22 protein-coding genes are annotated in these 21,901 nt (G+C 66.5%); 9 read left to right on the top strand and 13 right to left on the bottom strand.

Going from position 1 to position 21,901, the window contains the following annotated elements; genetic code table 11:
- Positions 1 to 7: 7 nt before the first annotated feature.
- The 5 genes from B5X78_RS14095 to B5X78_RS14075 all read right to left on the bottom strand — a co-directional run bounded on the left by B5X78_RS14095 (position 8) and on the right by B5X78_RS14075 (position 4,122).
- Positions 8 to 982 (bottom strand): DMT family transporter, encoded by a 975-nt coding sequence (locus tag B5X78_RS14095; protein WP_079725142.1) that lies wholly within the window; start codon positions 980 to 982, stop codon positions 8 to 10.
- A gap of 98 nt (positions 983 to 1,080) precedes the next feature.
- Positions 1,081 to 1,914 carry an AraC family transcriptional regulator gene (locus B5X78_RS14090; protein WP_229730735.1) on the bottom strand — a complete coding sequence of 278 codons (834 nt, stop codon included), beginning with the start codon at positions 1,912 to 1,914 and terminating at the stop codon, positions 1,081 to 1,083.
- A gap of 215 nt (positions 1,915 to 2,129) precedes the next feature.
- Entirely contained in the window at positions 2,130 to 2,678 is a 549-nt protein-coding gene (locus B5X78_RS14085; RefSeq protein WP_079725141.1) for a hypothetical protein, read from the bottom strand.
- 65 nt (positions 2,679 to 2,743) lie between these two features.
- Positions 2,744 to 3,364, bottom strand: coding sequence for a glutathione S-transferase family protein (locus tag B5X78_RS14080; protein ID WP_079725140.1), 621 nt, complete (start codon positions 3,362 to 3,364; stop codon positions 2,744 to 2,746).
- Positions 3,365 to 3,417: 53 nt separating this feature from the next.
- Positions 3,418 to 4,122 carry a GNAT family N-acetyltransferase gene (locus tag B5X78_RS14075; RefSeq protein ID WP_079725139.1) on the bottom strand — a complete coding sequence of 235 codons (705 nt, stop codon included), beginning with the start codon at positions 4,120 to 4,122 and terminating at the stop codon, positions 3,418 to 3,420.
- 222 nt (positions 4,123 to 4,344) lie between these two features.
- On the opposite strand from B5X78_RS14075, the gene B5X78_RS14070 reads away from it, so the two are divergent.
- Entirely contained in the window at positions 4,345 to 4,701 is a 357-nt protein-coding gene (locus B5X78_RS14070; RefSeq protein WP_079725138.1) for a DUF1428 domain-containing protein, read from the top strand.
- Positions 4,702 to 4,764: 63 nt separating this feature from the next.
- Here the strand turns inward: B5X78_RS14070 and B5X78_RS14065 are convergent, their stop codons facing one another.
- From B5X78_RS14065 to hutU, 4 genes are all read right to left on the bottom strand, one after another.
- Positions 4,765 to 5,085 carry a helix-turn-helix domain-containing protein gene (locus B5X78_RS14065; RefSeq protein ID WP_079725137.1) on the bottom strand — a complete coding sequence of 107 codons (321 nt, stop codon included), beginning with the start codon at positions 5,083 to 5,085 and terminating at the stop codon, positions 4,765 to 4,767.
- A complete protein-coding gene (locus tag B5X78_RS14060) occupies positions 5,072 to 5,398 on the bottom strand; it encodes a hypothetical protein (protein WP_217698678.1) in 327 nt (108 codons plus the stop codon). The genes B5X78_RS14065 and B5X78_RS14060 overlap by 14 nt, the downstream gene beginning before the upstream one ends.
- 80 nt (positions 5,399 to 5,478) lie before the next feature.
- Positions 5,479 to 7,527, bottom strand: a complete 2,049-nt coding sequence (locus B5X78_RS14055) for an amylo-alpha-1,6-glucosidase (RefSeq protein WP_079725136.1) — start codon at positions 7,525 to 7,527, stop codon at positions 5,479 to 5,481.
- 286 nt (positions 7,528 to 7,813) lie between these two features.
- Positions 7,814 to 9,484, bottom strand: a complete 1,671-nt coding sequence (hutU, locus tag B5X78_RS14050; protein ID WP_079725135.1) for a urocanate hydratase — start codon at positions 9,482 to 9,484, stop codon at positions 7,814 to 7,816.
- A gap of 66 nt (positions 9,485 to 9,550) precedes the next feature.
- On the opposite strand from hutU, the gene B5X78_RS14045 reads away from it, so the two are divergent.
- Positions 9,551 to 10,276, top strand: a complete 726-nt coding sequence (locus B5X78_RS14045; protein ID WP_079726199.1) for a ThuA domain-containing protein — start codon at positions 9,551 to 9,553, stop codon at positions 10,274 to 10,276.
- 18 nt (positions 10,277 to 10,294) lie between these two features.
- On the opposite strand, the gene B5X78_RS14040 is transcribed toward B5X78_RS14045, so the two are convergent.
- A complete protein-coding gene (locus B5X78_RS14040; RefSeq protein ID WP_229730734.1) occupies positions 10,295 to 10,717 on the bottom strand; it encodes a YybH family protein in 423 nt (140 codons plus the stop codon).
- Positions 10,718 to 10,923: 206 nt separating this feature from the next.
- Between B5X78_RS14040 and B5X78_RS14035 the strand changes: the two genes are divergently transcribed.
- From B5X78_RS14035 to B5X78_RS14025, 3 genes are all read left to right on the top strand, one after another.
- Positions 10,924 to 12,201, top strand: a complete 1,278-nt coding sequence (locus B5X78_RS14035; protein WP_079725134.1) for an alkaline phosphatase family protein — start codon at positions 10,924 to 10,926, stop codon at positions 12,199 to 12,201.
- A 96-nt stretch (positions 12,202 to 12,297) separates the two neighbouring features.
- The gene (locus B5X78_RS14030; protein ID WP_079725133.1) at positions 12,298 to 13,845 is read left to right on the top strand and encodes a DNA-3-methyladenine glycosylase 2 family protein; all 1,548 of its coding nucleotides are present in this window, start codon (positions 12,298 to 12,300) and stop codon (positions 13,843 to 13,845) included.
- Positions 13,842 to 14,348 carry a methylated-DNA--[protein]-cysteine S-methyltransferase gene (locus B5X78_RS14025; protein WP_079725132.1) on the top strand — a complete coding sequence of 169 codons (507 nt, stop codon included), beginning with the start codon at positions 13,842 to 13,844 and terminating at the stop codon, positions 14,346 to 14,348. The genes B5X78_RS14030 and B5X78_RS14025 overlap by 4 nt, the downstream gene beginning before the upstream one ends.
- Positions 14,349 to 14,373: 25 nt before the next feature.
- Here the strand turns inward: B5X78_RS14025 and B5X78_RS14020 are convergent, their stop codons facing one another.
- Positions 14,374 to 15,642, bottom strand: coding sequence for a formimidoylglutamate deiminase (locus B5X78_RS14020; RefSeq protein WP_079725131.1), 1,269 nt, complete (start codon positions 15,640 to 15,642; stop codon positions 14,374 to 14,376).
- A 56-nt stretch (positions 15,643 to 15,698) separates the two neighbouring features.
- Between B5X78_RS14020 and hutI the strand changes: the two genes are divergently transcribed.
- Positions 15,699 to 16,928, top strand: coding sequence for an imidazolonepropionase (gene hutI, locus B5X78_RS14015; RefSeq protein WP_079725130.1), 1,230 nt, complete (start codon positions 15,699 to 15,701; stop codon positions 16,926 to 16,928).
- Positions 16,929 to 17,030: 102 nt separating this feature from the next.
- Here hutI and B5X78_RS14010 read toward each other — a convergent pair whose 3' ends face one another.
- Both B5X78_RS14010 and B5X78_RS14005 read right to left on the bottom strand, forming a co-directional pair.
- The gene (locus B5X78_RS14010; protein ID WP_079725129.1) at positions 17,031 to 17,204 is read right to left on the bottom strand and encodes a 30S ribosomal protein THX; all 174 of its coding nucleotides are present in this window, start codon (positions 17,202 to 17,204) and stop codon (positions 17,031 to 17,033) included.
- A gap of 103 nt (positions 17,205 to 17,307) precedes the next feature.
- Positions 17,308 to 17,715 carry a MerC domain-containing protein gene (locus B5X78_RS14005; protein ID WP_079725128.1) on the bottom strand — a complete coding sequence of 136 codons (408 nt, stop codon included), beginning with the start codon at positions 17,713 to 17,715 and terminating at the stop codon, positions 17,308 to 17,310.
- 92 nt (positions 17,716 to 17,807) lie between these two features.
- Here B5X78_RS14005 and B5X78_RS14000 point away from each other — a divergent pair, with 92 nt between their 5' ends.
- From B5X78_RS14000 to B5X78_RS13990, 3 genes are all read left to right on the top strand, one after another.
- Positions 17,808 to 19,985, top strand: a complete 2,178-nt coding sequence (locus B5X78_RS14000; protein ID WP_079725127.1) for a TonB-dependent receptor — start codon at positions 17,808 to 17,810, stop codon at positions 19,983 to 19,985.
- Between the two features lie 215 nt (positions 19,986 to 20,200).
- Positions 20,201 to 20,638 (top strand): MarR family winged helix-turn-helix transcriptional regulator, encoded by a 438-nt coding sequence (locus tag B5X78_RS13995; RefSeq protein WP_079725126.1) that lies wholly within the window; start codon positions 20,201 to 20,203, stop codon positions 20,636 to 20,638.
- A complete protein-coding gene (locus B5X78_RS13990; RefSeq protein ID WP_079725125.1) occupies positions 20,635 to 21,894 on the top strand; it encodes an MFS transporter in 1,260 nt (419 codons plus the stop codon). The genes B5X78_RS13995 and B5X78_RS13990 overlap by 4 nt, the downstream gene beginning before the upstream one ends.
- Positions 21,895 to 21,901: the final 7 nt, after the last annotated feature.

Genomic DNA, 21,901 nt, shown 5'->3' with positions numbered 1-21,901 from the left:
CGCCGCTCTACAAGCCATGACCCTCCACCGCCACCGGCACCGGCACGGGCTTGATCCGCACGGCCCACAACACGCCGGCAATCAACAGGCCAATCCCCACCAGGGTCAGCCCTGACGGCATCTGTCCGCGCAACAGGAACGCGTAAGCCAACGCCGCCAACGTCTCGAACACGATCAACTGGCCGGCCAGGGCGGTGGGCAGGCGCTGCGAAGACTGGTTCCAGCACAGCGTTCCCAGCCACGATGCAAACAAGCCAATCGCCACCATCAAGGCGATGAAGAAACCGGGCCGTGGCCCGAACGGCATCGCGAACTCGCTGCCGCGCCAGGCCATCCAGCCCCACAGCAGCAGGTAACCCAGCAGCGCCAGGGGCAACGTGGCCACGCCCTGCGCGGTGGCCCACGCACGCGGGCTGCGATCCGGATGCGCGCGCAACCAGTCGGCGTTGCGCAGCGGATACCAGGTCCAGCACACCACCGCGATCAAAGCCAGCAACGCGCCCGATGCATGCCGCCAGCCATCGCCGTCGGACTGCGCGCGCAGTTGCGCCAACTCGGCCTGGTTGACACAGGCGATACCCAGGCCAATCACCAGCAACGAGGGCATCAGCCTGGCCCATGGCAGGCGCCCATCGCGGTGGCCATTGCGCAGGTTGGCGGTGATGGCGATCACCACCGGCAAGGTGCCGATGATCATCGTCGGCAGCGGCCCGCCTGCGCGCTGGATGGCACTGGCCAGGCAGAGGTAATAGAGCAGGTTGCCGATCGCCGACAGCTTGAGCGCCTCGCGCCAGTCCTGGCCACGCAGGCGGCTCAACTCGCGGCGATCAAGCCAGGCCAGCGGCAGCGCGATCAGGCCGAACGCCAGGTAGCGCCCCACCGATTGCAGGGCCGCCGGATACTCGGGCAGCAGCAATGGCCCGATGAACACCAGGCCCCACATCAGTCCCGCCGCCAACGCATACAACGTTCCCACCCACATGGCGCCCACTTCCTGGTTCAAGGTCAGCGGCCAGCGTGGCAGCGCCGCCGGCGGCTGTCTTGTACCGGATTGCGCATGGCCACCCGTGCGGGCTCGCCTCAGCCGCGCACCTGGCGCTGGTAACGACCGGGGGTAACGCCGTAGCGGCGGGCAAAACTGTGCGTGAGGTGGGCCTGATCGACCATGCCGGTCGCCGCCGCCACTTGCGCGGCCGCCTCGCCTGCCGCCTGGCGCCGCTTGGCGTCATGCATGCGGTAGGCCATCAGCATCTGCTGCGGGGTCACGTGATGCTGGGCGCGGAACTGGCGCAGGAAATGGAATGGACTCAATCCGGCCACCTGCGCCAGATCATCCAGCCGCAGGCTTCGATCGAGGTTGGCGCGGAGGAAGTCGGTGACCTCGGAGAATCGCGGACGCGCTTCCTGCCGCGCCTGTCGTGCCACCCGTGCATCGGGTCGCACCAGATCAATCAATTCGGCCAGCAACGAGTCGAAGGCCAGCGGCGTATCGCAGTACCAGAGCGCCTGCAGGCGCTGGCCCACCTGCGCGGCGCGGGCGGCATCGTGACGCACGGCCTGGTCGAAACTCCAGCCTGCATCACCGGTCACCTGTTCCAGCACTTCGCGATCCAGGTAGATCATCCGGTAGCGCCAGCCTTCCTCGGTCTCGGCGCGGCCGGTATGCAGCGCTTCCGGATTCATCAGCAGCAGCGAACCGGCGCCGGCGTACTGCTCGCTGCCGGCATAGCGGAAGCGCTCGGCGCCGCTTTCGATCGCACCCAGGCCATACGCCTCATGGGCATGTGGCTCGAAGGAATGGCGGACGATGTGCGCGCGATACAGTTCCACCCCCGGCCGGTGGGCCGGATGGCGGAATTCCGCATTGTCCTGGGTCGCTTCGAACTGTTCGGGCACGCCTTGCATGGCGCCCATGATGCCACCGCCCCGTCGCCATGGCCGGCCGCGCCTGCGCGCGGCGTTTCCTACTTTCGCAGGGGGACATTCACTGAAGCGACCGGTTTGGCCGGCGGAGTTGGCATGAAGACGTTGTACGCACGATCCCTGCACTGGCTGGCCATGCTGGGTTGCACCCTGCTCGGCGCCAGCATCGCCCTGAGCCTGGGCGCGCTGATGGGCTGAGCGCGCGCTCAGTCAATCCGGTAAACGCGCGCCTTGGGCGTGTCTTCCTGGACTTCCAGGAACCAGCGGCCCGCCACGCCGGGAATCACCCGGATATCCGGGTTCTGCAAGGGCTTGGACAGATGCATCTTGCCCTTGAGCACTTTCCACTGCTGCCCGTTCTCCAGCACGAACACCGTGCCCGGCTCCCAGTCCTGCACCGTGCCGACCAGCTTGCTGCGGATCGGTTCGTCATTGAAGCCGATCAGCGAATCGCGGCCACGGGTGTCGTGATCGTCACTGCTGCCGGCGCTGGCCGCATGGCCGCCCGCCGCCAATGACGCGCCTGCCGTCGTCGCGGCCGCGTTCGATGCAGCCTGCTCCTCGCGCGCCTGCGCCTGCGCGGCGTCCTCGGCCAGCAGCGCGTTCAAGCGGGCCAGTTGCCCGGCTGACAATTGGCTCAGTCCGGTTTCCTGCATCTGCGCCGCGCTCAAGCGCTGCTCCAGCTTCACGTAGGGCTGCGCCGCCATGGCCACCGGGGCCAGGCCCAGCAGGGCCCAAAGCCAGATTGTCTTCATTGCGTCATCTCCGTCGCCAAGGATGAAGATCCTGCGACAGCCGCGTGACACTCCGATGACAGGCCTCAGCGATCCTGCGTGTCGCCCGACAAGGGCGTGGCCAGCATCGAAGGACGCTGGGCGAAGTCGTCGAACCACGCCGACAGGCGCGGACGGCCGGCACGGAAGTCGGGCAGTTCGCGGAACTCGAGCCAGCTCAGCGCGGTGGCCACGGCCACATGGCCCACGTGGATTTTCTCGCCGGTATCCAGCTCGTTCTCGAGCCAGTCGTAGCTGGCCAGCAACTTGTCGATGTAGCCATCGCGCAGTTCCGGGAAGCGCAGCGCTTCCGGACGGCGCACGGTTTCCCAGCGCACCGCGATGCCGGCCTCGCACAGGCCCTGCGCCACCGCCTGCACGCGCAGTGCATGCCAGCGCGGTTCGCCCAGCGCGGGTATCAGCCGTGGCCGCTCATGCAGCGTGTCCAGGTACGCGCAGATGATGTCGGATTCGAAGATCGCCGGCAGTCCGGGACGCAGCAGCACCGGCACCTTGCCGAGCGGATTCTGTTCGAACACCTCGGGATTGCGCAGGGTCGGACTGGTCTCGTGATGGATGACCTGCAGGCGATCGGCCAGGCCTGCCTCATGGGCGAACACCAGCGCCTTGCGCGCATAAGGGGAATGCGTCTGGTACAGCAGCTTCATGCGTCGGCCTGGGCGGTGCGGAACCTCTGCTATGGGGTGACCCTGGGCTCGAATCAAGTCGCCGTCGCCGCCGGCTTGCGCAACGACCAGAAGCCGATGTCACGACGCAAGCGAAAACCCATCGCCTCGTACAGGCCCTTGGCGCGCGCATTGGCGTGGCTGACATGCAGGAACGGCTGCACGCCGCGCGCCAGCAGATCATTGGCCAGCATGGCGGTCAGCCGGCGCGCATAGCCACGGCCGAGGAAATCCGGATGCGTGCAGATGGCGCTGAGTTCGCGGCTCGGCCCGGTGCCCAGCCGCTCGCCGATGATCGCGGCCAGGCGTCCGTCTTCGTAAATGCCGAAGTAGCGCCCCATGTCCTGCGTGCGCTCGCGGAAGTAATGCGGATACACCAGCGCGGTAAGCGCGAGCAGGTCGGCACGATGGGATTCGTCCAGCGGCAGGATCGGCGGACCGGCAGCTTTCGCCAGCGGCGCATCGCAGACCATCTGCGCGAGAGGCTGGAACGCTTCCATCGTCCAACCTGCGGGCACCGCGCAGGCCACGCCGAGCAGATAGACCGACTCATCGGCAACCAGCAATCTATCCAGCGCCGGCGCGACATCGACATCGGCATCGGCCACGCCCAGAAACGGTGCGTACTCGGCCGGGTAACGCCGCACCGCGCCGTCCACGCGCGCGATGCCGGCATGCAAGGTGCTCAGCGCCGACCAGAACGGATTGTCCAGCGCCGCCGCATCCACGGAAGCCATCATGCGAATTTCCCGATCGTGGGCGCTGTCAGGATCGCGGCGCCACCCTGCTCCCATCCTACCGGGACACGCGGCCGACGGAAAAATCCTGAACAGGCCACCGCCCCGTGTCGATCCTGCGCCCGGCCATTCGTCGTATCACATGAGGGGCATTGCGCCGTCCTCATCCGGCTGCGTCCAGACTGGCGCGGCATGACCCCATCCGTTGAAACGAAGGAGTTCCACATGTCTTACGTAGATGGATTCGTACTGGCCGTTCCGAATGAAAACAAGCAGAAGTTCATCGACTACGCCAACAAGTTCGACACGATCTTCATCGAGTTTGGCGCCACCCGCATCTGGGAGTGCTGGGGTGATGACGTGCCCAAGGGCGAAGTCACCGACTTCTATCGTTCGGTCCAGGCCAAGGACGACGAGACCGTGGTGTTCTCGTGGGTGGAATGGCCCGACAAGGCCACCCGCGATGCCGGCATGAAGAAGGTGATGGAAGACCCACGCATGGAAGCCGCCAACCCGATGCCGCTGGATGGCAAGCGGATGATCTTCGGCGGCTTCACGCCGGTGCTCAAGCTGGAGAAGTAAGGCCGGGTGCCTTCAAAGCCCTTCTCCCGTGCACGGGGGAAGGGCGTGTCGGGCGAGCGGACGTCAGGAGTGACTCAACTCCAACGCTTCCTGCACAGCGTCAGGACGCAATGCCGCGATCTTGATCAGCGTGCGTGCCGCTCCCGAAGGCTGGCGACGCTTCTGCTCCCAATCCTGAAGCGTTCGAACCGATACGCCCAATACTTCGGCGAACTGCGACTGCGACAGACCCAGTCGCTGTCGCGCTTCCTGCGCAAGCGAAACCGGCACCTGGTGGACTTGACCGGTATCGCCGCGTTTGACCCGACGCACCGCATCCAGCAACTCGGCGCCGATGTCTCGCGCCGCATCGCGCTTTTTCAATGATTTTTCATTCATTGGCATGGCCAAGTTCCTCCGCAATCTGGCGCAGTACGTGCGCCGGGATGGTGTCGTTCGCTCCCTTTCCGTAGATGAGCAGGGCGACCACAGCGCCATCAGGTCGTTGAGCAGTAAAGATGACCCTCACGCCGCCGCGCTTGCCGATTCGATTCCTGCCCCACCGCACCTTGCGGCAACCGCCCGAACCGGGGATGACGTCGCCACATCTTGGTTCCCCTGCCAGATAGGCGATGAAATCCGCATGTTCCTGTTCGGTCCAGTAGTCAGGCCAGTCCCTTGAAAACAAGGGTGATTCGATCACCGTCAACAACTCCATGGCCGACATCATACGGCATTGCCGTATAGCTGACAACCCGCGATGGCAGTCGATTCAGATGGCGAACAGGCGAGTCGCAGTCATCGCAACCCGGCCCGTAAGGTCGAGCGCCCACGCTCGAGCACCTGCTTCTGCTCGCCCTGCCCCGTTGTCCAGATCAGGGTGAACGCCGGTCCGTCGTTGTCGACTTCAACACGCTCGCCGCTCGCATCGCGCTGCCACGACAGCGTGACGTTGCTCTGCCCTACCCGGATGTTTTCCGCCTTCAATGCATTCCAGTCCACGGGGGGCTGCGGATGGAAGCTCAGACTGGGTGTGGCGGCATCCACTTCCAGCCCGTACAAGCCGCTGATGGCGGCGGACAGGAAGGCCGCGGACGACCACATCTGCTCAGGCACCGACTCGCTCTGTGCTTCGAGTCGATCGCCGCGCATCACTTCATGCATATGGCCTAGCGAGTCGTAGCTGGCCCACGGCACCAGCCGCCGCCACAGATCCGCGGCCTGTTCGCCCTGGCCATGTTTCCACATTGTTTCGGCCGCGCTGGCCGACCCCAGGCCCCAGACGCTGCCGCGTGAGTAAGCCTGCGGATCGTAGTCCGCTGCCGTATCGGGCTTGCTGCGCAGGCCCCAGGCGGTGAGGTATGCCGGCGCGGCCAGCGTTTGCAGCAACGCGCGATCTTCTTCCGGCGTGCCGGCGCCGGAACCAATCGCCGCCAGATCCGCGGGCGAGGTGCTCTCACCGGGTTTTCCGGCATGGGTGAAGCCACTGATCCAGCGCCGCTGCGCCACGTCGCGATAACGCTGGCGCACGCTGATGCGTGCACGCTCGCTGGCTTTGGCCGCTTGCGCGCTCAACGTCGCATCGCCCATGTCAGCGGCAAGGCGCGACATCGCCTGCGCCGCTTCCACCCAGGAAGCCGACAGCGTCAGTTCGTCGCTCAGCTTGTCCTGCTCGTTTGCGCTCATCTTGTCGTGCGGCACGCGCGGCAGGCCGTCGCCGGGATCGAGCGTGGACAGGCAATAGTCGTAGACCTTGCGCACGGCCGGCCAATGCTTCTGCAAAAACGCGCGATCGCCGGTGGCGCGATCATATTCGGCCAGCGTGGCGAGGAAACCGAAGGCGATATCCACGTGCACGTACATGTAGTGGTAGTCGCCGGTCCAGTCGAGGAAGCCGGCGCTCTGCGACATCTCATGCCAGATCATGCCGTTGTCCGGCGCCTGGTATTTGAGGATGAAGGCCAGCTCCTCGGCCGCACGCGCGTACTGCCCGCTGTGGACCAGCGCGCGCGTACCGATCAGTCCGTCGCCGGCGAAATACCACGCGTATTGCGGCCGGCGCGAACCATGCGAAGGTCCGTAACCCGCCACCAGGCCGCAGCCCAGCCGCGCGTTGCAGGTCCACGCTTGCTCCAGCGCCAGCTGCGCCCACAGCAATGCGCGGTTGGCATCGGCATCGGGCGTCGTCAGACGCATGCGGGTGGCGTCGTGGAAGCGCGCGTAATCCGCGGCGGTCGGCGCTTGCACCTGCGCCAGTGCGGCGGTGGTGGCGGTGGTGGTTTCCTTGGCTTCGCTTTGCCCGGCAAAAGTCAGGCTGGCGCAACGCGCCCGGCCGCAAGGCTGCGGCTGCATCTGGAGGAAAATCGGCTGGCCGAATTCGCTGCCACGCCGGTCATTGCTGGGCTGGCTGTGATCCGTGGCTTGCGGCGACGAGACCAGCGCTTCGAAACGATGGCTGGGTTCTTTCAGCACCAGGCCTTTGGCCGCGTCATCCCAGCCAAATTCCTGGCCACCGACGCCCGCCGGCCACATCAGGTTGAGCGATGGGCGGAAACGTGCGCGCACCTGCACGTCGCGGCGACCTTCCACTTCGTAGCGCACGCGCACGCCGGGATGGGAGGCGTGGGTGTAGATGAACTCGCGCACGCGGAAATCGGGCGCCTGGTAGCGACGACTCAGGGTCAGCGCATCGACTTCCACTGACTGCAGCACGTCGATGCCCGCCACCGTGGCCTGGCCGGGTACGACGAACTCGAGTTGGTAGTGCGAGGCGATCTGCAGCGGGAAGGTCCAGATCTCCAGGCCGTCTTCGGAATAGCCACCGGCGAACGCACGCAGTCCGTGCACGGCGACATAGCGGTTCGCGCGCGCCTGCTCGCTGGACCAGCTTGGCAGCGTCGAAGCCGACGTCGATTTTGGCGTCGCGGAAACGGGACTGGCCGCACTGGCGACCAGCGATAGACAGCAAAACAGAACACCGCGCCAACGCCGCATGGAATCCCCTCGTCCTCCAAGCCTCCGTGCCGATGGGACCGCTCCTGGCGCCAACGTAGCGGATCATTGCTATCGATAACAACCCTTTTCCATCAGCAGCTTGCCTGCTGCGGCGCAGCAGGCGGCGGGGCTGACGATGTCAGCCGAGCATCGGCAGATTCAGGCCCTGCTCGCGCGCGCAGTCCTGGGCAATCTCGTAACCGGCATCGGCATGACGCATCACGCCGGTGCCCGGGTCGTTCCACAACACGCGGGCGATGCGCTTGTCGGCTTCGGCCGTGCCGTCGCAGACGATCACCACGCCGCTGTGCTGCGAATAGCCCATGCCCACACCGCCGCCGTGATGCAGGGACACCCAGGTGGCGCCCCCGGCCACGTTCAACATGGCGTTGAGCAGCGGCCAATCCGAGACGGCGTCGGAACCATCGCGCATGGCCTCGGTTTCGCGATTGGGTGACGCCACCGATCCGCTGTCCAGATGATCCCGGCCAATCACCACCGGCGCCTTCAGCTCGCCATTACGCACCATCTCGTTGAAGGCCAGGCCGAGCTTGTGGCGCAGGCCCAGGCCCACCCAGCAGATGCGCGCCGGCAGGCCCTGGAAGCTGATGCGCTCGCGCGCCATGTCCAGCCAGCGGTGCAGATGTACATCGTCCGGAATCAGTTCCTTGACCTTGGCGTCGGTCTTGTAGATGTCCTCCGGATCACCGCTGAGCGCCACCCAACGGAACGGGCCGACGCCGCGGCAGAACAGCGGACGCACATACGCCGGCACGAAGCCGGGGAAATCGAAGGCGTTCTTCAAGCCTTCGTCGAACGCCATCTGGCGGATGTTGTTGCCGTAGTCGACGGTGGGAACGCCGGCCGCGTGGAAGGCCAGCATGGCTTCCACATGCGTGCGCATCGACGCTTTGGCGGCGTCGCGCAGCTTGTCGGGATTGGCCTTCTGCTCGCGCAGCCACTGCTCCACGCTCCAGCCGATCGGCAGGTAGCCATGCACCGGGTCGTGGGCGGAAGTTTGATCGGTCACGCAATCCGGACGCACGCCTCGGCGTACCAGTTCGGGCAGGATCTCCGCGGCATTGCCGAGCAAGGCAATCGATTTGGCTTCGCCGCTGCCGGTGTATTTGGCGATGCGCGCCAACGCATCGTCGAGGTCGGTGGCCTGCTCATCGACATAGCGCGTGCGCAGGCGGAAATCGATGCGGCTCTGCTGGCATTCAATCGTCAGCGAACTGGCGCCGGCCAGCGAGGCGGCCAGCGGCTGCGCGCCGCCCATGCCGCCCAGGCCGGCGGTGAGGATCCACTTGCCGGTCAAATCGCCACCGAAATGCTGGCGCCCCATTTCCACGAAGGTTTCGTAGGTGCCCTGCACGATGCCCTGCGAGCCGATGTAGATCCACGAGCCCGCGGTCATCTGGCCGTACATCATCAGGCCTTTGCGATCGAGTTCGTTGAAGTGCTCCCAGGTGGCCCAGTGCGGCACCAGGTTGGAGTTGGCGATCAGCACGCGTGGTGCGTCGGCATGGGTGGGGAACACGCCGACCGGTTTGCCCGATTGCACCAGCAGGGTCTGGTCGTCTTCCAGGTTGCGCAGCGCCTTGAGGATCGCGTCGTAGCATTCCCAGTTGCGCGCGGCGCGGCCGATGCCGCCATAGACCACCAGCGAGGTGGGGTCCTCGGCCACTTCCGCATCCAGGTTGTTCTGCAGCATCCGGTAGGGCGCTTCGCTCAACCAGGACTTGCAGGTGAGCTGGTTGCCGCGTGGGGCGCGGATGACGCGGGAAGGATCGTGTCGCGGGTTGGACATGGCGCGGCGCCTGGAATCGGAATGCGGCATTATCGCAGCGGTCTCCGTCGCCTGCAGGGTTTGTCCATGCGCCTACGCTCCGCCCTGTCCGCCCTGGCCTTGCTGGTGCTGGCGGCACCGGCCTGGGCATCGATGCCCACCGTGCTGGTGTTCAGCAAGACCACGGGCTGGCGGCATGATTCCATCCCCACCGCGGTTGCTGCGGTGCAGCGGGTGGCCATGCAGGAGTCGCTTTACAGCAACGCGACCGAGGATGCCTCGGTCTTCACCGCCGAGGGCCTGCGCGGCTATCGCGCCGTGATCTTCGTCAACACCACCGGCGATGTACTGGATGCGGCGCAGCAACAGGCACTGCACGATTTCATCGAAGGCGGCGGCGGTTACATGGGCGTGCACTCGGCCGCCGATACCGAATACGACTGGCCCTGGTATGGCGAGCTGGTGGGCGCGTACTTCCTCAGCCATCCGCCGGGCCTGCAGACCACCCGTGTGCAGTTCACCCAGGACGGCATTGCCGCGAACGGCCGCGAGTGGAAAGTGACCGACGAGATCTACAACTATCGCAGCAACCCGCGCGCGCAGGTGCAGGTACTGGCCACGGTGACCGAGGCCGATTACGAAGGCGGCACGATGGGCGGGGACCATCCGATCAGCTGGTGCCATGCGCAGGGCAAGGGACGCGCCTGGTACACCGGCCTGGGCCACGATGTGCCGCTGTATTCGGATCCCACCTTCCTGCGGCACCTGGCGCGCGGACTGCGCTACGTCTCCAGTCGCGCCGACGATTGTTGAAAGCGCGCCGGCCTTGACTCAGGCGGCTGGCGGGCAGACCGGGCGACGACCGGCTTCGAAGGCCAGCACGCCCGCCGCGTCGGTGGCGACCGGCTCGATGCCATCGTCGAAGATCACCCGCCACTGGCCATCGCGATCCAGCTGCCACACCGAGCCGAAACGGCCCTTGCGATAACTGCCGTCCTTGACGCTCCGGTACAACGCAGGACCGCTGGAGTAAGCCGTGCGGCCGTCGCCGCCAATCGACACCACGTCCGGGTACCAGCGCAGTTCCAGGCGCGTGCCGGCAATCAGGCCTGCCCATTGCGCGGCGATGGCCTGACGTCCGCGGGTCGGTTGACCACTGACGCCGAACACCGCGTCGGCATGGACGAACTCGGCGAAGGCCTGGGCATCGTGATCGGCAACGGATTGGGCGAAACCGAGTTCGCGCGCCCACACGGCGCAGCGTGGATCCTTCGCAGATTCGGCTTGCGCGCTGGCCGAAGCCGAAGCCTCACCGCTTGAAGCCGTTTCCGCCAAAGCCGGCATGCTCACGGCGAGGCAGAGCACGAGGGATGACAGCTGACGATCAAGCCCAGACCTTGTCATGCGGGATTCTCCGAAACCTGCCAAGCTGCCGGCATTCCACCGCTTTCCTTTCGCCCATGCCCCTGCCATTGGTCAGGGCCGCTCAGCTGGCCTGCCTCGTCCTGGTCCTGACCGCCTGCGCGAGCCGCCCGCCATCCGCGAGCCGCCCTGCGTCGGACATACCCGCCACCCTGCTGCTGGTTTCGGTCGACGGCCTGCGCGCCGATTATCTGGGGCGTGGCCTGACCCCACATCTGGACGCGCTTGCGCGCGAGGGCGTGCAGGCCGAGTGGATGAAGCCTTCGTATCCCTCGCTGACCTTTCCCAACCACTACACCCTGGTGACCGGGCTGCGTCCGGATCATCACGGCATTGTCGGCAACACCATTGGCGATGAAACGCTGGGCCGCTTCGTGCCCAGCGACAGCCAGGCAGTGGGCGATGGCCGCTGGTGGGGCGGCGAACCGATCTGGGTGGGCGCGGAGAACGCCGGCCTGCGCACGGCCACCCTGTTCTGGCCGGGCTCCGAAGCCGCAGTGCAGGGCGTGCGACCCAGCCAATGGCGCAGGTACGACAAGGCGTATCCGCTCGAGCAGCGGGTCAGCCAGGTGCGGCAATGGCTGGATCTGCCTGCAGCGCAGCGGCCGCGCTTGATCACGCTCTACTTTGATCAGGTGGATGCGGCCGGCCACGACCATGGTCCCGACTCGCCCGAGGTGGCGCAGCGATTGCGTGAGGTGGATGCGGCCATCGGCGAGTTGCGCAGCTACTTCGAGGCGCGCGGGGCCGCCCTGCCCGTCAATCTGATCGTGGTCTCCGATCACGGCATGACAGCCACGTCACCGGATCGGATGGTGGCCATCGAGTCGCTGGCGCCCGCCGAGGTGGCCGACACCATCAACAGTGGCCAGGTGGTGGGCTTCGTGCCCAAGCCCGGACGTGTGCAGCAAGCCGAGCAACGACTGCTGGGAAGACATGGCGCGGTGGAATGTTGGCGCAAGCAGGACATGCCGGCGCGCTGGCACTACGGCAGTCATCCACGGATTGCGCCCATCGTGTGCCAGGCCGATGAGGGCTGGCTGATCGAGCGGCAGAGCAAGATCGACAGCCGCCGCGCGGAAGACTGGCGGGGCGGTGGCGCACATGGCTACGACCCGGCGTTGCCATCGATGCGGGCGATCTTCATGGCAAGCGGACCGGCGTTCCGCACCCGGGTGCGGGTGCCGGCATTCGACAACGTGGATGTGTATCCCTTGTTGGCGCGCTTGCTGGGAATTCCCGCAGCAGCGAACGACGGCAAGCCGGAAACGCTGGGCGGCATCATTGCCACGCCCGAACCGATACCGCACCGCTGAGGCCGCGAACCGCCTGCCCGCAGGGCTCGGTGACGGCAGGTATTGATGTCCGAAAACAGGGAGTCATGGCCCACAGGCGGTGCTAGCCTGCACCGCATGGACAGACCCGCCGCGCATGATCACCTTCCCGATGAACGCATCTGCGAACAGGCGCGCATGAGTCGGGACGCGCGCTTTGACGGTTTGTTCTTCACGGCCGTCACCAGCACGCGAATCTATTGCCGGCCCGTGTGCCCGGCGCCGGCACCCAAGCCGATCAACGTCACCTACTACCGCCACGCGGCTGCGGCCGAGGCTGCCGGCTTCCGTCCCTGCCTGCGCTGCCGGCCCGAACTCTCGCCCGCCGACGGCGCCTGGCGACGCGGCGATGAAACCATCGCGCGCGCCTTGAAGTTGATCGACCAGGGCTGGCTCGGCGAGCGTTCGCTGAGCGAGCTGGCGGCTGCGGTGAATCTGGGCGAGCGGCAGTTGCGTCGCCTGTTCCATGATCGCCTGGGCGCCAGCCCCATCGATGTGCACAGCACGCGACGGCTGCTGTTCGCCAAGCAGTTGCTGACCGAAACCCACCTGCCGATCACCCAGGTGGCATTGGCCGCCGGCTTCGGCAGCTTGAGCCGGTTCAATGCCAGCTTCCGCGACAGTTACCGGATGGCGCCGCGGGATCTGCGCCGACAAAAGAGCGAGGCGGTGGGCGAAGCCGTGGTGCTGCGCCTGCCCTATCGTCCGCCCTACGACTTTGCAGCGATGCTGGATTTCCTGCGCGGCCGCGCCCTGCCCGGTGTCGAGCGGGTGGACACCGACAGTTATGCGCGGGTGATCGGCGATGCCGGCGCACCCGGCTGGCTGCGTGTGAGCCGCTGGGACGACGGCGCGCAGGCGCATGCGCTGAAACTGGAATTGCACGGCGCCAGTCCGGCACGGATGCTGGAGATTGTCGGCCGGCTGCGGCGGATGTTCGATCTGGATGCCGATCCTGAGGTCATCGCAGGCGCGCTTTCGCAGGACCCGCGCCTGCGCCCGCTGCTGCGCAAGCGTCCCGGCCTGCGTCTGCCCAGTGGTTGGGATGGATTCGAAATCGCCGTGCGCGCGGTGATCGGCCAGCAGGTCAGCGTGGCCGCGGCACGCACGCTGACCTCGCGACTGGCGCTGCACTACGGCACCGCCCTGGTCACGCCCTTCGACGAACACCTCGCGCATCTGTTCCCGACACCGGAGGTGTTGGTCGATGCCGATCTCACCCGCATCGGCCTGACCCGTGCGCGCGCGCAGACCATCACCGAAATGTCGCGCGCCTTGCTCGACGGTCGCGTGGATTTCCGCGGCGAGCGCACGCTGGAGGATTTCGTGGCGCGCTGGGTGGCCCTGCCCGGCATTGGTCCGTGGACCGCGCAGTACATGGCGATGCGCGCGCTCGGTCATCCGGACGCCTTTCCGGCCGAAGACCTGGTGCTGCAGAAGGCCGTGCCCGTGGATGGATCCCGCATGAGCGCCAAGGCGCTGCTGGCACGCGCCGAAGCGTGGCGCCCTTGGCGTGCCTACGCGGTGATTCAGCTGTGGCGCGACAGCATGACGGCGCCGGCCGCCGCTACCTCCGCCAGCAAGCAAGCCCCGCCAGCAAAGACACCACGCAGGAAAGCCGCTTGAACGAACCGCTCACCTTTCGCCATATCGACAGTCCGGTCGGACCGCTATTGCTGGTGGCCGACGAGCACGCCCTGCGCGTGATCGAATTCGAGAACCCGCGCCACCCCATCGCGCCGTCGCCGCAGTGGCAGGCGGGCGACACGCCGGTGATCCGGCAGGCCGAACGGCAACTGGCCGAGTATTTCCGTGGCGAGCGGCAGCACTTCGACTTGCCGCTGGCGCCGGAGGGCACGCCGTTCCAGCGCGAAGTCTGGACGACGCTGGCCGGCATTCCCTACGGCCAGACGATCAGCTATGCGCAATTGGCGCAACGGGTGGCCAAACCCACGGCCATGCGCGCGGTTGGCGCCGCCAATGGTCGCAATCCACTGCCGATCGTGTTGCCTTGCCATCGCGTCATCGGCGCCGATGGCAGCTTGACCGGCTTTGGCGGTGGACTGCCGACCAAGCAATTCCTGCTGCAACTGGAAGGCGCGCTACCGGCGCGCGATCTGTTCGGCTGAGTGCGCGTGCGCCAGCTGGCGCCGCTCAGGCGTCGGCCAGCAACGCGCGCAGGGTGCGCTGGTATTCGCTGGCGATCACCGCGTGCTGCGCATGCCGTCCCGCCTCCACCACGCGGCGATGGCCCACGTGCACCTCGCGCACCGCCGGACGATTGCCGCTGAATATCCAGCGGTCGACCACGTCCTGCGCATGCGCCCCGGCAAACAGCGGGGCGCTGTCATCCAGCACCACGTAATCGCCTTCGCCGGACAGGCCGGTGCTGGCCGCCGCGCTGGCGACTACGCCGTGCAGCAAGGATTCGCCGACGCTGTTGCTGTCCTGCACGGCAATGTTGCGGTGGCGGGTGATCAACCGCTGGCCGTATTCCAGCCAGCGCAGTTCTTCCACCGGCGACACCGAGATATGCGAATCCGAGCCGATGCCCCAGCGGCCTTCCGCGTCCAGGTAGTCGCGAAACGGGAACAGGCCATCGCCCAGATTGGCTTCGGTGGTCGGGCAGATCGCCACGGTGGCGCCGCTGTCGGCGATGGCCACGGTTTCGGCTTCGGTCAGATGGGTCGCATGCACCAGCGTCCAGCGCGTATCCACCCGGGCGTTGGCCAGCAGCCATTCCACCGGCCGCGCACCGCGCAGCGACAGGCAGTCCTGGACCTCGCCTATCTGTTCGGCAATATGGATATGCACGCGCATGTCGCCAGGCAGTTCCGCCAGCACTTCGTGCATGGATGCGGCGGGCACGGCGCGCAGGCTGTGCAGGGCGACGCCGATGCGCAGGCGCTCGTCCTGCTCGGGTTGCAGGCGGGCCAGCAGGGAAAGGAAACTCTCCACGCTGTGGCCAAAGCGGCGCTGGCGTTCGGACAACGGGCGCCCGTCAAAGCCGCCGCTCATGTACAGCACCGGCAACAGGGTCATGCGGATGCCGGTATCACGAGCGGCCGCAATCAGGGCCAGCGACATTGCCGCCGGCTCGGCATAGGGCCGGCCATCCGGCGCGTGATGCAGGTAGTGGAATTCGCAGACGCTGGTGTAGCCGGCTTCCAGCATTTCCACGTACAGCTGGCGCGCCACCGCGTACAGGCTGTCGGGATTCATCCGCGCGGCGAAGCGGTACATGGTTTCGCGCCAGGTCCAGAAGCTGTCCTCCGGATGCGTCTGGCGTTCGGCCAACCCCGCCATCGCCCGCTGGAATGCGTGCGAGTGCAGGTTGGCGATGCCTGGCACGGCATAACCGGAAAAGCGCGAGTCGTCAGTCCAGCCGACGGGCGTCCACAACTGGCCAGTGATCTTGTCCATGCCGGCATTCTCCCCCCTGGCCGGGCCGAAGGCGAGATGCGTTCTAGAATGGCGGCATGACACAGGCTCATGAACTTGCACACACGGGGCTGCTGGTTGGCGCCCGCCTGATCACCCTGGCCGGCAACGAGGGCTACGGCATCGTCGAAGACGCGGCGCTGGGCTGGCGCCAGGGTCGGCTGGACTTTGTCGGCGCGCTGCAGGATGTGCCGGACGCCTGGCGCAGCGAACGCGACGTGGTCGATGCGCAGGGGCGCTGGATCACCCCGGGTTTAATCGACTGCCATACCCACGCCGTCTTTGCCGGCGATCGCGCAAGCGAGTTCGAACAGCGCTTGCAGGGCGCCAGTTACGAGGAGATTGCGCGCGCCGGGGGCGGCATCGTCTCCAGCGTGCGCGCCACGCGTGCGGCCAGCGAGGACGCCCTGTTTGACGCCTCATTGCCACGCGCCCGCGCGCTGCTGCGCGACGGCGTCACCAGCCTGGAAATCAAATCCGGCTACGGCCTGGATTTCGCCAACGAACGCAAGATGTTGCGGGTGGCGCGACGCATCGGTGAGGTATTGGGCATTACCGTGCGCACCACCTTCCTGGGCGCGCATGCCTTGCCGCCGGAATTTGCCGGCCGTGCCGACGACTATGTGGAAGCGGTCTGCGAATGGCTGCCGCGCCTGCAGGAAGAAGGCCTGGTGGATGCGGTGGATGCCTTCTGCGAGCGGATTGGTTTCACCGTCGCGCAGACGCGCAAGGTGTTCGAGGCGGCGCGTGCGCTGGGCTTGCCGGTCAAGCTGCATGCCGACCAGTTGAGCGATGGTGGCGGCGGCGCGTTGGTCGCGGAGTTTGGCGGACTGTCCGCCGATCATGTGGAGCACACCTCGGAGGCCGGCGTGCGCGCGATGGCGGCGGCGGGCACCGTGGCCGTGTTGCTGCCGGGCGCGTTCCATGTGCTGCGCGAAACGACCTTGCCACCGCTGGATGCATTCCGCGCACATGGCGTGCCGATGGCGGTGGCGACCGACTGCAATCCAGGCACTTCCCCGCTGCAATCGCTGCGGCTGGCGATGTCACTGGCGTGCACGCATTTCCGCCTGACCCCGCAGGAAGCGCTGCGCGGCGCCACCGTACATGCGGCGCGTGCACTGGGTCTGGCCGATCGCGGGCGCCTGCAGGTGGGGCAGCGCGCGGACTTCGTGCTTTGGAACATGGCCCACCCCGCCGAGCTGGCGTACTGGCTGGGCGGTGAACTGGTGGAAGCGGTGTACGCCGAAGGGCGCCGCGTCGCCTGATTCCTCACCCTCGCTTGGCGGGAAAAGAAAAACCCCGGCGCGAGCCGGGGTTTTTCGTGCGCCATGCCGGGACGAGCCCGGCCGCGCGGCATGCGCCGGGTCTTACTTGGCGACGGCCTTCTTGGCCACGGCCTTCTTGACCGGCGCCTTCACCACAGCCTTCTTGGCGGTGGCAGTGGCGGCGACACCCGCCTTGGCGACCGTGGTCTTACGGGCATTGCCGTAGCTGGACACATAGCGCTTGCCTTTGGCCGTCTTGCGATCACCCTTGCCCATCTTCGTTCTCCTGATTCATTGAGTTGCTGCGTCTCCGTGCGGGGCACGTGCGCGAGGCCGCAAAGCCTATCACAGCAGGGGCTTGCGCCGAATGGGCGGCGCCTTAATGGGCGCAGCTGGCGTCGTGGATGTGCCAGTGGTTCAGACGCAGATTGAGCACATGGGCCAGGCCCACCAGGGTGCCGCCCAACGTCATCACTATGGCGTGCAACACCACCGGGTGATGCAGCGGCGGATAGAGAACGCCCGCCCACAGGGTGAGCAGGCCGAGCAGCAGCAGGCCCAGCGCGCGGAAGGCGCGATGCCGGCGGTAGCCCCAGAGCAGGCTGAACAAACCAAGCACACTGACAAACACCACGAACACGCGCTCGAAGCCGTCGCCCAGCCAAGCCGACAGGCCCAGGGAGGGAATCGCCGCCAGCAACAGCGGCGTCAGCGCGCAATGCACGGCGCAGATCAGCGAGCCAGTGGCGCCAAAGCGGTCAAGCAAACGGCGGAATCGTTCGGACATGGGCGAAGTATGACTTCCGGGAGGGGGCTGTGTTTCGATAGTGATATATCATAACATCAAATCCTCCCCACGCACCCCGGACCCCGCATCCCATGACCCGCAAGCCTCTGCGTCGCCGTTCGCCCCTCTCGCTCGCCCTCTCTCTGGCCCTGCTGGGGGGCGCGTCACCGGGCTGGGCCGTGGCCGCCGATGCCGTGCCGCAGTCCCCCAAGGATCTGGACGCCGTGGTGGTCAATGCTTCGCCATTGCGGGGCAGCGCCGAATCGTTGGCCAAGCCGGTGGACGTGCTGGTGGGTGAAGAGCTGGATCGCGCCAAGTCCTCGACCCTGGGCGACACCGTGGCCAAGCTGCCCGGCGTGCAGACCACCTACTTCGGCACCGGCGTGGGTCGGCCGATCATCCGTGGCCAGGAAGGCCCGCGCGTGCAGGTCTTGTCCGGCGGCATCGGTTCGATGGACGCCTCCACGGTCAGCGCCGACCACGCGGTCAGCATCGAACCGTTCCTGGCCGATCAAATTGAAGTACTCAAGGGCCCGGCCACGCTGCTGTTCGGCAGCGGCGCGATTGGCGGCGCGGTCAACGTGGTTGACGGTCGCCTGCCCGACGCGCTTCCGGACGAACCGTTGAGCGGGCGTGTCGAACTGCGCGGCAACACAGTCAATGACGAACGCAGCGGCATGTTCCGACTGGACGGCGTGCAGGGAAACTGGGTGTTGCACCTGGATGGCCTGGTGCGTGACACCGATGACTACGACATCCCCGGCTTCGCCATCCGCGAATCGCACGACGAACACGAGGGCGAGGAAGGCGAGGAAGACCACGCCCACGAGGATCAGGTGAGCGGCACCCTGCCCAACAGCGCGGTGAAAACGCGCGCCGGCGGTGTCGGCGCCACGTGGCTGGGCGACAAAGCGTACTTCGGCGTGGCCGCCAGCACGTATCGCAGCAACTACGGCATCCCCGCCGGCGCGCACGTGCATGACGATCACGGACACGAGGGCGAGCCGGAAGAAGAACACGAGGAAGAAGGCCCGGTGCGCATCGACATGGCGCAGAACCGCATCGACGTGAAGGCCGGCTTCTACAACCCGCTGTCGTTCCTGCAGGCGATCAACCTGCGTGGCGCCTACAACGACTACGAGCATGTGGAGCTGGAAGGCGGCCTGCCGGCCACGAGCTTCAACAACAAGGGCAACGAATGGCGGCTGGAAGCAGTGCAGAACGCCTGGCACGGTTGGAAGGGCGCGTTCGGCCTGCAACTGGGCTCGACCGATTTCAGCGCGGTGGGCGAAGAGGCCTTCGTGCCCTCCACCTCCACTGACACGCTGGGCTTGTTCGTGGTGCAGGAAAAAGACTTCGGACCGTGGAAGCTGGAACTGGGCGGTCGCCATGAACAAGTCAAGCTGGATCCACAGGATCGCGAGCGCCGTTCCTTCGATGTCACCAGCCTGTCCGCCGCGGCGATCTGGCGCTTTAACCCGGTGTTCGATCTGCGCTTTGGCCTGGACAGCTCCGAGCGCGCGCCGACCAACGAAGAACTGTTTGCCGCCGGCACGCACGTGGCCACGCAGTCGGTGGAAATCGGCGACGCCAACCTCGACAAGGAGCGCAGCAAGCGCGCCGAGATTGGCCTGCATGCGCACACTGATCGTGTCGATTTCAAGATTGCCGCGTATCAGACCAACTTCGACGACTTCATCTACCTGGCCGACACCGGCGTGGAGGAAGGCCTGCCGGTGCGCGTGTGGACGCAGCAGGACGCCAAGTTCAAGGGCATGGAAGCCGAAGCCCGCATCAAGCTGGCCGACTCCGAGACCGTGGGCGCCTGGGATCTGCGCCTGTACGGCGACGTAGTCCGCGCGACGCTGGATGGCGGCGGCACGCGCCAGGTGGCCTTCGACGTGCCGCATGGCGATCACTCGCATCACTACACCGTTGAACTGGCGCAGGGCGGCAACCTGCCGCGCATCGCACCGGCGCGTTTGGGTGCGGAGGTGAACTGGTCGCAGGGCGGCTGGCGTGCGTCGCTCGGCGGCGTGCGCTACCTCAAGCAGGACGAGGTGGCGCAAAACGAGGAGGCCAGCCCCGGCTACACCCTGGTCGATGCGCATCTGGCCTATCGCTGGGATCATCCGGCCACCAGCTGGGAAGTGTTCCTGGACGGCAGCAACCTGACCGACCAGGAGGCACGCCCGCACACCTCGCTGCTGCGCGATTTCGCGCCGTTGCCGGGCCGCGGCGTGGCGTTCGGATTGCGCGCGTACTTCTGAGCATCCACTCAATCAGGGCACCCATCGGCGCCGACAGCAATGTCGGCGCCGAATCCTTTTTCCGCAACCGGTGTCAGTCCTCTGCGGCTGCATGACGGCGCCAGCAAAACCGCGGTTCGGCCGCCAACGAGCCACGCGCACGACGCGGCCGACCGCCGGACTTGTTTTATGTGCATATGCACCTATAATCCGGTTCCCGCACCCGGAGCCGGCACATGGCCGAGACATCCAGCCCCTGCACCTGTTTCCACCTGCGCCGCGCCACTCGTCAGGTCTCGCAGATTTACGACCGCGAGTTGGCAGCGGTGGACTTGAGCCTCAACGAGTATTCGATCCTGCGCCGAACCTCCGAAGCGCCGCGCGCCCTGGGCGATCTGGCCGATGCCCTGGGCATGGACCGCAGCACCTTGAGCCGCAACCTCAAGCCACTGCTCGACGAAGGCTGGCTGCTGGAAGTACGTGGCGAAGATGCACGCCAGCGCCTGCTGCAACTCAGCGAATCGGGTCGCGCGCGTCTGCAGCTGGCGCGCCCGCATTGGAAGCGCGCACAGAAACAAATTGATCAAGCGTTTGGCACGGAAGCCGTCGCCCGCCTGCACGCCGAACTGCAGGCGCTGACCGATTGCCTGCGTCCGCAGGAGGAGGCGGCATGACTTCGCCCTCGCCCGCATCCACGGTCGCCCCCACACCGGCACACGCTCCCAGACATTGGCCCCTGCTGCTGGCAGCCGCAGCCACTTTGATGATCACCATGGGTGCGCGCCAGACCACCGGCCTGTTTGTCGCCCCCATCCACGAAAGCACCGGCGTCGGCATTGCGGCGATAAGTCTTGCCTTGGCCATTGGCCAGTTCACCTGGGGCGCGGTGCAGCCGATCTTCGGCGCGATTGCCGACAAGCGCGGCTCCACCGGCGTGCTGGTGTTGGGCGCGGTGTTGCTGTGCATTGGTCTGGCGCTGACACCGTGGATGAAGAGCACCTGGGGTTTGATGTTCACCCTGGGCGTGCTGACGGCCGCCGGTGCGGGTGCCGGCAGCTTCTCGATTCTGATTGGCGCGACGGCGCAGCAGGTGCCGGCGCAGCAGCGCTCGTTCGCGGCGGGCTTCATCAATGCAGGCGGGTCGCTCGGTCAGTTCGTGTTCGCTCCGCTGGTGCAGGCGATCATCAGCGCCGCGGGCTGGGCGGCGGCGATGTACACGCTGGCGATCAGCTCGCTGGCGGCCATTCCCCTGGCGTGGCCGCTGCGACGCAAGGCAGCGGCCGCGACGGCAGCGACAGCCGGACACGCCGCACCCGCCGAGATCACCCTGCGCGAACAACTGCGCATCGCCCTGCGTGATCGCAGTTACTGGATGCTGCACCTGGGCTTTTTCACCTGCGGCGTGCACATCGCCTTTCTGGTCACGCACTTGCCGGGCGAAATCGCCCTATGTGGCCTGGAGCCCAGCGTGTCGGCCGCATCACTCGCGCTGATTGGCCTGTTCAACGTCGCCGGCAGCCTGGTGGCCGGCGCGCTCGGCCAGCGTTACCGGATGAAGTGGATCCTGGCAGTGATGTACGCCAGTCGCGCGGTGATGATCGTGATCTACCTGCTGTCACCGCCCTCGCCCATCACGTTCTATCTGTTTGCAGCAGCGTTGGGCTTTACTTGGCTGGCAACCGTGCCGCCGACCGCGGGCCTGGTGGGCAAGTTGTTCGGGCCACGCTACATGGGCACGCTGTTCGGCCTGACCTTGCTCTCGCACCAGTTGGGCGGCTTCTTTGGCGCGTGGCTGGGCGGCGTGACGATGGAGCGCTTCGGCAACTATTCGCTGATGTGGTATCTGGATATCGCGCTGGCATTGCTGGCGGCCGTAGCCAATTTGCCCATCCGCGAACAGGCGCCTGCCTTGAAAGTGGCGACCGCCTGAGTGTGGG

Source organism: Pseudoxanthomonas indica, from assembly GCF_900167565.1.
GTDB lineage: Bacteria > Pseudomonadota > Gammaproteobacteria > Xanthomonadales > Xanthomonadaceae > Pseudoxanthomonas_A > Pseudoxanthomonas_A indica.
Note: the sequence above shows the minus strand (reverse complement) of the source record. Positions and strands in the feature narration are given on the sequence as shown.